The organism is Streptomyces sp. NPDC005899 (genome assembly GCF_040629645.1).
Taxonomy (GTDB): Bacteria; Actinomycetota; Actinomycetes; order Streptomycetales; family Streptomycetaceae; genus Streptomyces.
This window is the reverse complement of the sequence record NZ_JBEXWB010000268.1, coordinates 1-8,813: the sequence shown is the minus strand read 5'-3', so window position 1 is coordinate 8,813 and position 8,813 is coordinate 1. Positions and strand designations below refer to the sequence as shown.

At 71.8% G+C, this 8,813-nt stretch carries 11 protein-coding genes; 6 read left to right on the top strand and 5 right to left on the bottom strand.

Annotated features, from left to right (window positions below; all coding sequences use genetic code 11):
* Positions 1-48 precede the first annotated feature (48 nt).
* A complete protein-coding gene (locus ABZ371_RS24405; protein ID WP_358683263.1) occupies positions 49-243 on the bottom strand; it encodes an antitoxin in 195 nt (64 codons plus the stop codon).
* Between the two features lie 448 nt (positions 244-691).
* Here ABZ371_RS24405 and ABZ371_RS24400 point away from each other — a divergent pair, with 448 nt between their 5' ends.
* On the top strand, positions 692-1,993 hold the full coding sequence (locus ABZ371_RS24400) for an FAD-binding protein (protein WP_358683261.1): 1,302 nt from the start codon (positions 692-694) through the stop codon (positions 1,991-1,993).
* Between the two features lie 14 nt (positions 1,994-2,007).
* On the opposite strand, the gene ABZ371_RS24395 is transcribed toward ABZ371_RS24400, so the two are convergent.
* The 3 genes from ABZ371_RS24395 to ABZ371_RS24385 all read right to left on the bottom strand — a co-directional run bounded on the left by ABZ371_RS24395 (position 2,008) and on the right by ABZ371_RS24385 (position 4,519).
* Entirely contained in the window at positions 2,008-3,003 is a 996-nt protein-coding gene (locus ABZ371_RS24395; protein ID WP_358683259.1) for an MASE1 domain-containing protein, read from the bottom strand.
* 71 nt (positions 3,004-3,074) lie between these two features.
* On the bottom strand, positions 3,075-3,902 hold the full coding sequence (locus ABZ371_RS24390; RefSeq protein ID WP_358683257.1) for a PP2C family protein-serine/threonine phosphatase: 828 nt from the start codon (positions 3,900-3,902) through the stop codon (positions 3,075-3,077).
* 137 nt (positions 3,903-4,039) lie between these two features.
* Positions 4,040-4,519, bottom strand: a complete 480-nt coding sequence (locus ABZ371_RS24385; RefSeq protein ID WP_358683255.1) for a MarR family transcriptional regulator — start codon at positions 4,517-4,519, stop codon at positions 4,040-4,042.
* Between the two features lie 109 nt (positions 4,520-4,628).
* Between ABZ371_RS24385 and ABZ371_RS24380 the strand changes: the two genes are divergently transcribed.
* The 5 genes from ABZ371_RS24380 (at position 4,629) to ABZ371_RS24360 (ending at position 7,770) form a co-directional block, all read left to right on the top strand.
* A complete protein-coding gene (locus ABZ371_RS24380; RefSeq protein ID WP_358683253.1) occupies positions 4,629-5,039 on the top strand; it encodes an organic hydroperoxide resistance protein in 411 nt (136 codons plus the stop codon).
* Between the two features lie 276 nt (positions 5,040-5,315).
* Complete coding sequence (locus tag ABZ371_RS24375; protein WP_358683252.1) at positions 5,316-5,477, top strand: hypothetical protein; 162 nt, start codon at positions 5,316-5,318, stop codon at positions 5,475-5,477.
* Positions 5,478-5,543: 66 nt separating this feature from the next.
* Positions 5,544-6,176, top strand: coding sequence for an SGNH/GDSL hydrolase family protein (locus ABZ371_RS24370; protein WP_358683250.1), 633 nt, complete (start codon positions 5,544-5,546; stop codon positions 6,174-6,176).
* Between the two features lie 361 nt (positions 6,177-6,537).
* A complete protein-coding gene (locus ABZ371_RS24365; protein ID WP_358683248.1) occupies positions 6,538-6,774 on the top strand; it encodes a DUF397 domain-containing protein in 237 nt (78 codons plus the stop codon).
* Between the two features lie 87 nt (positions 6,775-6,861).
* Entirely contained in the window at positions 6,862-7,770 is a 909-nt protein-coding gene (locus tag ABZ371_RS24360) for a helix-turn-helix transcriptional regulator (RefSeq protein WP_358683246.1), read from the top strand.
* 30 nt (positions 7,771-7,800) lie between these two features.
* Here the strand turns inward: ABZ371_RS24360 and ABZ371_RS24355 are convergent, their stop codons facing one another.
* Positions 7,801-8,616 (bottom strand): SAM-dependent methyltransferase, encoded by an 816-nt coding sequence (locus ABZ371_RS24355; protein ID WP_358683244.1) that lies wholly within the window; start codon positions 8,614-8,616, stop codon positions 7,801-7,803.
* Positions 8,617-8,813: the final 197 nt, after the last annotated feature.

Sequence of the window (8,813 nt, the reverse complement as noted above, 5' to 3'; positions counted from 1 at the left end):
GCCGTGTGCCCGGAGGGGGAAGCGCGGTCGGGCCGGCCCGGCCGGCTGTCAGCCGCGCGGCGGGTCCTGCGGGTTCCGGTCCTGGTCCAGCTGCTGGCGCAGCTTCTCCTGGCCGGTGTCGACGTGCTTGCTGTACTTCCCCTGGGTCCGTTCGTCGATCATGTCCCCCGCCTTGTCGACGCCCTTTCCCGCCTGGTCCTCGTGGCCCTTCAGCATTTTCTTGATCTTGTCCATGGCGGACATGTCGAATCCTCCTCGGCTCGGCGTTCTCCTTGTCCAGGGTCACCGCACACGGCGCGCTCCGCATCCGCGAGCGCCCGGGGGCAGCGGTTGCGCGGCCCCCGGACGTGTGAAGGACGCTCCGGTGGGCAGATACCGGTGACCTGAGGAGGTGGTGGCCGTGGGCCGCATCCAGATCGTCCGCCGTCCGCGTCCCCCGGCGGGGCCGCCCCCGCCGGATCTGCGAACCCCGTCCGGACGCGTCCTCCCGTACTGACCCACGCCGCCCGCCTGGAGGCCGGACGCGTGAGATCTCTCCGACGGTCCTCCGGAGGGGCGAGGGCGCGGTCCGATTCCTTCCGGCGACCGCTCCCTCGCGTCCCTCGCGCGTGATGCCGGCGTTCTGCCTGCCCTCGGCGGCGTGCGCCGTGCGGCCCCGCCCCGCACGGGCGGGAGCGTAAGATTCGGACGCATGATCGATCATTCCGGGAGTGTCCCGTCCGGCCGGCGGACGAACTGGGCCGGCAACATCGTGTTCGGCGCGCAGCGCCTGCGCACGCCCGCGTCGGTGGCCGAGCTGCGGGAGCTGGTGGCCGCAGGCACCGCGGTGCGGGCGCTCGGCACCGGCCACTCCTTCAACACCGTCGCCGACACGCACGGGGACCTGGTGTCCGTCGCCGGGCTGCCCCGCTGCGTCGAGATCGACCACGAGGCATCGACCGTGACCGTCGGCGGCGGCCTGCGCTTCGGCGAACTGACCGGCACGCTGCACCGGAGCGGATTCGCGCTGCACAACCTGGGCTCGCTGCCCCACATCTCGGTCGCCGGCGCCTGTGCGACCGGCACCCACGGATCAGGCGTCTCGAACCCCTCCCTGGCCGGCGCCGTCCGCGCGCTGGAACTCGTCACCGCGGACGGCGCGCTGGTGTCCCTCGAACGCGGTGAGGACGATTTCGCCGGGGCGGTCGTCTCCCTGGGCGCCCTCGGCGTGGTGACCCGTCTGACCCTGGACCTCGTGCCTGCCTTCGACGTACAGCAGTGGGTGTACGAGGGCCTGCCGCGGACGGAGCTGCTCGGCCGGTTCGACGAGGTGATGTCCGAGGCATACAGCGTGAGCCTGTTCACCAGTTGGCGGGACGATCCGGTCGACCAGGTGTGGCTCAAGCGGCGGGTGACGGCCGAGGGCCCCCTGACCGCACCCCCGCGCTGGCTCGGAGCCGAGCTCGCCGAGGGGCCGAGGCATCCGGTCCCGGGCATGCCGGCCGTCCACTGCACACAACAGGGCGAGGCCGGCCCCTGGCACGCACGGCTTCCCCACTTCCGGCTCGAGTTCACCCCCAGCAACGGCGAGGAGCTCCAGTCCGAGTACTTCGTGGCCCGTCACGACGCCGTCGCGGCCTACGAGGCACTGGAACGGATACGCGGCCGCTTCGCCCCACTGCTGCAGATCGGCGAGATCCGTACGGTGGCCGCCGACGAGCTGTGGCTCAGCCCGGCCCAGGGACGCGACTCCGTGGCCTTCCACTTCACCTGGGTGCCGGACACGGCGGCGGTCACACCCGTGCTCGGGGAGATCGAGGAGGCGCTGGCACCGTTCGGAGCGAGGCCGCACTGGGGCAAGGTGTTCACCACGGCGCCCGGCCGGCTGCGTGAGCTGTACGACCACTACGCGGACTTCGAGGGCCTGATGGGCCGCTTCGATCCCACCGGTACCTTCCGCAACGACTTCCTGGCCCGCCTCTTCCCGCGCGCGGGCGGTGCGCACGGCGGCTGAGGCGGTCCGGACGCTCACGCCGGGCCCGGTTCGCCCCGATGACGGGCGGACCAGTCCCGCGCCGGTGGACGCGGTGCGAGTTCCTCCACCAGGGCGGCGAGCTCCTCGCATGCCCGCTCCGTCTCCCGGCGGATGTTGTTGTGCTCGGTGACGATGGCGGCCAGCAGGAGGGCGGTGAGGGCCACGCACCCGTTGAGCACGGTCAGGTTGAGCATGACCTCGAGGACGGAGTGGCCGGCGAACGGCCCCACCCGGTCGGTTCCCGCGACGATCGCCATCACCGACATCAGCAGGGCGCAGGGCGCGCTGCCCGCCAGCTGGAAGCGCAGGGCGGCCCAGATCAGGACCGGGAAGAGCAGGTAGATCATGGACAGGGGGCTTCTGGTCGCGATGATCGTCACCCCCGCCGCGACGACCGCCAGCGCGAGCGTCTCCGCCCACCGGTCCCCCCTCCTGGGAACCCGCGCCGTTCGCAGGACCAGCAGCAGCGGGGTGACCGTGAGCACCCCCATGGCGTCCCCGGCCCACCAGGCCGACCAGACCTGCCAGAACTTGTCCTCGGCCAGATCACCGTTCAGCGCCTGGATGCCGGAGCCGACGGTGGCACTGATCACCATGCCGCCCATGGCGCCGAGGAACACCAGGAGGACGCCGTCGCGCAGCCGGTCCAGCTCGCTGCGGAACCCCACCGCCCGCAGCGACACGAAGGAGCACAACGGGGCCAGCGTGCTTCCCGCCGCGATCCCCACACCCCACGGGGTGAGGGTGCCGCTGATCGACAGCACCATGAGCAGGGCGCCGAGGGCGATGGCCGGCAGGGCCCGGACACCCAGGACCAGAAGAGCCGCGAGGGCGATACCCGTGGGCGGCCACAGCGGGGTGACGACCGAGCCCTCCACGCCCACCTGCCGGAGCAGGCCGATGCGCCCGGAAGCGTAGTAGACGGCGGTGATGGCGAGCGTCTGCGACACGACCCGGACCCGGCGTCTGGTTTCCTCGCTGCGAATCACACACCTCATCAGACACCGCCCATGGCGGCGGACCGCCGTGACACGCGGCAAGGGGTTCGCGGCACCCGGGGTCAGGCGGAGGGGAACGCGTCGTGGCGCAGCACGAGGACGGCCGCGTCGTCCTCGTGACCGGTGAACACGGCGGCTTCGAGCAGCCGGTCCGCCAGCTCCTCGGCGCTGTCGCCGACATGGGCGCTCAGCAGGCGCCGGACGCGGTCGAGACCGTCGCCGATCGTCAGGGAGGGACCCTCGACGACTCCGTCGGTGAGCAGGACGAACGCGCCGTCGTCGGTGAGCGTCCGACGGGTGACGGGATAGTGCTGACGGGCCTCGATGCCCAGGGGGAGGCCGCCGTCGTCCGCGGTGACCCCCGACCGTCCGTCGGCGGTCGCCCACACGCAGGCGACGTGTCCGGCCCGGGCGCTCTCGCACTCGCGGGTGCGTGGATCCAGACGGAAGAAGGAGCAGGTCGCGAAGAGCGTCGAGTCCATGGAAAGGAGCAGGTCGTTCGTGCGGCCCATCACCTCGCCGGGATCCGCCGCCGTACTGGCGATGGCCCGCATGGCCACGCGTATCTGCCCCATGAAGGCCGCGGCCTCGACGTCATGCCCCTGGACGTCGCCCACCGCCAGGGCGAGCGCCCCGTCGGGCAGCAGGAAGGCGTCGTACCAGTCGCCTCCGATGTCCAGCCCGTCGCGCGCGGGGGCGTACCGGGCGGCGGTCTGCAGTCCCGGGAACACGGGCAGGGCGGCCGGCAGCATCTTGCGTTGCAGTGCCTGCGCCAGTTCGACCCGGGCCTGGTGCGGTCCCACTTCCTGCCGCGCACGGGCCGTCAGGTGCTGCAGGGTGCTGAGCAGATCCTCGGCGCTCGCCGATCGGGGAGTTCGACGCCGGTTCATGGGCCGCTCCGCGTTGCTTTAGTCCCTGCATCCTATTTCGGAGGCCGGACTCCTGCGAGTTCCGGAGGCAGAGGTCCGGCGAGCGCTGGACCGTCATGTGCGGGCGGCGGGGCCCGGGGGCCGTTCCCGTGTGCCCGTCAGCCGGCCGTGCTCAGGGAAGCCGTGAGCCGCCCGAGTGTCTCCTGCAGCGCCAGGACCTCCTCGACCGACATGCCCGTGGCCGCGAGGATCGTCCGGGGGACGGGCAGCGCGCGCTCCCGCAACGAGGCCCCGGCGTCCGTGAGGTGCACGACGACCGACCGCTCGTCCCGTGCACTGCGCTCCCGTCTCACGAGTCCTGCGGCCTCCAGCCTCTTGAGCAGGGGGGAGAGCGTGCCGGAGTCCAGGTGCAGGCGCTCACCGATCGTCCTGACCGGCAGGGGGCCGTGCTCCCACAGGACCATCATCGCGAGGTACTGCGGATAGGTGAGCCCCAGTTCCCCGAGGGCCTCCCGGTAGACGCCGCCGAAGGCCCGGGAGGCCGCCTGGAGGGAGAAGCACACCTGGTGGTCCAGGCGCAGCAGTTCGCTGTCCGGCAGGCCGGACAGCTCGGGGGAGGCGGGCTGCGGAGAGGTCATGGGCTCAGGGTAACTCCGACCACCATTTAGTTGTGCACAACTGAATTGTGTGCAACTCTCTTGGTGGTGACCGGCTCGCGGTCACCGCCGAAGAGAGGGAAGGTTCCCCATGGACGCGCTCTACACCGCTGCCGCCACCGCGAACGGACGTGAGGGCCGGGCGGTCAGCTCGGACGGCCGCATCGACCTGGCGCTCGCCCTCCCGCCGGCCCTGGGTGGCAACGGCGAGGGCACGAACCCCGAGCAGCTGTTCGCCGCCGGGTACGCCGCCTGCTTCGCCAGCGCGATGAGCTCGGTCGGCCGGGAGATGAAGCTCGACACCAAGGACGTCGCCGTGACGGCCGAGGTGTCCATCGGCAAGGACGACACGGGCTTCGGCCTCGCGGTCGTCATGCGCGTCGAACTGCCCGAGGCGCTGGAGGGTGAGACCGGCCGCCGCCTGGTCGAGGCGACGCACGCCTACTGCCCCTACTCCAAGGCCACGCGCGGCAACATCGACGTCCAGCTCGTCATCGAGTAAGGGAGTCGGCGCCGAGCGGCGGCGGGGGCCGGCCAGGTGCGGGGGAGGGGGAGCCGCACCCGCGACACCCGGCTGTCGGGACCGGCGCCCGGGAAGCCGGGCCATCCCCTCCGCGCCCCTCGATCCGGGGCTCGAGGAGCGCCGCCACGAGGGGCCGTCCGGGAGCGCCGGTTCCCTCTGCGCGGCCCCTCCCCGCGCCGGGCCGGGGGCGACCGCGTAGACTCGGCCGCCGTTTCCGCCGACCGGCGGGTACCAACCGAGGAATGGGCAGTCGACGTGAGTTTCGCAGACAGTACCGAGGCGCCGATCTACGCCGGCCTCGTCGAGGAACAGGGCGACGTACCGGCCGAGGTGCGGCGGATCGCGGAGGAAACCCTGCGAGAGGTGGACCGGGTACTCGATTTCGGTGCGGCGCGCGTGCCCACGGCAGCCCGGTAGCGGCCGGAGGCCCGACCCGGGGCCCAGGCTCGCCGCACCATCCCCGCCAGCCTTTCGGAGGACCGCGTGACCATCAGCCTGCACGAGTCGGCAACCGTCCTGTTCCAGGGGGACAGCATCACCGAGGTGGGCCGGCTGTCGGAGCCGGACCGGCCGCTCGGTCTGGGCTATGCCCGGCTGGCGGCCGACCTCGTCCGCGCGGCGCGTCCCGACAGCGGCATCACGTTCGTCAACCGGGGCGTCGGGGGGGACCGGGTGTCGGACCTGCGCGCCCGGTGGCGTGAGGATGCCCTGGACATCCGGCCCGACGTGGTGTCCGTGCTGGTCGGTGTCAACGACACGTGGTTCCGCTACCGATCGGGCGAGGTGACCTCGGCGCGCTCCTTCGAGGACGACTACCGCGCCATATTGACGCAGGTCCGGGAGGGCTCGGACGCCCAGCTGCTCCTGGTGGAGCCCTTCCTGATCCCGGTGACGGCGGAGCAATGGGCCTGGCGGGAGGACCTCGACCCCAAGATCCATGCCGTCCGCCGGCTGGCCGGTGAGTTCGACGCGGCCCTGCTGGCCGCCGACGGTCTGCTGAACCAGGCCGCGCGCAGCGCGGGGGCGGCCGAGCGCATCGCGGGCGACGGGGTCCATCCGACCCCGCTCGGGCACAGGCTGCTGGCCGAGGCATGGACGGCGCTGGCCGGTCTGTAGGGCGCGGTCGAGAGCCAGGCGTACACCGCCGTGCGGGGGCTCCTGCCCGGCGGGCGCAGAGGCCGAGGGCCGGACCGCTCGCGGGGACCGATCGCTTTCGGCCAGACCCGTACGCGCTTCACCCGACGTGGCACGGGCGGAGGCCCACTCCCGCACGACATGGCGCCGGCACGGTGGCCGAGATGGATCCGCAGTGCCTCGAAGGCGCGGACGACCACTGGTATCTTCGCTGCCCGGGCTTCCGTGCAATTGCATCCGAAATTGCACCCGTGGGTGCGCACGACGGCACCCGTCGCCCGGCACGAGACCTGACGGCTCGTCAGGACTCTGCGACCCTCGACAGCCGTAAGGATCGGATCGCATGCAGCACTTCGACAACGGTGTACCCGCCAACTCCCTGACCGGTGTGGAGTGGACGAAGAGCCATCACAGCAACCCCAGCGGGAACTGCGTCGAGATGGCGCTGCTGCCCGGCGGCGAGGTGGCTGTGCGCAACTCCCGGCATCCCGACGGGCCGGCGCTCGTGTACACCCCCGACGAGGTGCGCGCCTTCCTCGCGGGCGTCAGGGACGGCGACTTCGACCGCATGATCGGCTGAAACCGAACCGCAACCCCACGCGGACCGGCTCCATCCGGGGGAGCCGATGGCAGACTGGGATCCTGACGTCCGCACTCAGGAGCCCGCATGCCCGGCATCGAACCGCTTCAGCCCTCACGGAGGCCGGCGATCGCCTCGGCCGCCGGAGCGAGCCCCACGGCCCTGCGCCTGGTCCTCGGCGCGCAGTTGCGGCGCATGCGCGGCGAGGCCGGCATCACGCCCGACGTCGCGGCCGCCAGGATCCGCTGCTCCACGGCGAAGATCAGCCGCATGGAGACAGGGCACTCCCCGTGCAAGGAGCGGGACGCCGCCGATCTGCTGACGCTCTACGGCGTCACCGACCCGGTCAGGGCCGCGGAGTTCGTCGACCTGGTGCGCAAGGCCGGCCGGCGCGGCTGGTGGCGCACCTACGCGGACGTGCTGCCGGACTGGTTCGAACCCCTCGTGGGGCTGGAGGAGGCCGCGGCTTCCATCCGGACCTACGAGGGGCACTACGTCCCAGGACTCCTCCAGACGCCCGAGTACGCCTACGCGGTGGTGCGCTCGGGGCACCACCTCGAGCCGGAGGAGACCACCCGGCGGCGTGTCGAACTGCGCCTGCGACGGCAGGAGTTGCTGCACCGGCGTGACGCGCCGAAGCTCTGGGTGCTCCTGGACGAGGCGGTGCTGATGCGGCCGACGGGCGGCGCCCGCGTGATGCGTGAGCAACTCGTCCACCTGCTGGCCATGACCGAGCTGCCCCACGGCATCGTGCAGGTGGCCCCCTTCGAGGTGACCGCCCACACGTCTCCGGGCAACGGCATCACCTATCTGCGCTTCGCCATGGCGGGGCTCCCCGATGTCGCCTACATCGAGCACCTGACGAACGCGACCTCGGTGAACAAGCAGGAGAGCACCGACGAGTACCGCTGGATCCTGGACTCCCTCAGCGCCCAGTCCCCGAGCCCGGCCGAGAGCAGACGGCTGCTGGAAGACGCGGTCGAGCGCTACAGCTGACCGGGACCGGCGCCCGGGCGCCCGGACCCGTCACCCCTTGCGGCCGACGCCGCCGTACTCGATCCACTCCTGGGTCTCCTGCTTGGGCGCCAGATCGGAGTCCGGCCGCCAGGTCGAGACCTCCACGAGGCCGGGTTCCAGCACCTCCAGCCCTTCCAGGAAGACACCCACGTCCTCCGCCCGGCGCACCCTGCCCCACTGGTTGCCCGTGCTCTTCGCCATGAAGTCGGTGACGAAGTCGCGCGTGGCCGCGTCCTCGCTCACGAGCTGGCACACGACCAGGAAGCTGCCCGGCGCCAGCCGGTCCGCGACCCGGCGCACCAGACCCGCGGGATCGTCCGAGTCGGGAATGCAGTGCAGCACGGACACGAACAGCGCGGCCACCGGCTCGTCGAAGTCGATGAGCCGGCGCACCTCGGGGTGGCCGAAAATGCCGTCGGTGTCGCGCATGTCGGCCTGGATGACCGCGGTCCTGTCGTTCTCCTCGAGTATCGCCTTGCCGTGGGCCAGCACGATGGGGTCGTTGTCGACGTAGACGACCCGTGCCGCCGGGTCGACGAGCTGGGCGACCTGGTGGACGTTGTCCTGGGTCGGCAGGCCGGAACCGTGGTCGACGAACTGGCGGATGCCGTACTCGGAGGCGAGGTGGTGCACGACACGGCGAAGGAACCGGCGGTTGTTCACCGCCAGCACCTTGGTGCTCGGGACGACCTTCAGGAGCTCTTCACAGGCGATCCGGTCAGCGGGGTAATTGTCCTTGCCGCCCAGGTAGTAGTCGTACATCCGCGCGACGCTCGGCACGTGCACATCGATGTTCTTCGTGATGGAGGTGTCCCCGTTGCTCATCCAGTGCCTCGCCGGTTCCCAGAGTGAAGTCGTCCCTATCCGTGCGGGGCCATGCTATGGATCTCGCCGGAGGGCTGACAGCCCACGGCGGAGTGAGGCCGGGCGTACAGGAGTTAATCGGCCAGGTCCGAGCGGGGCGGTACAGGGGCCGGGCGCCGGCGGCGCGCGCCGGAGCGTGCCGGCGCGGTCCGGGCGGG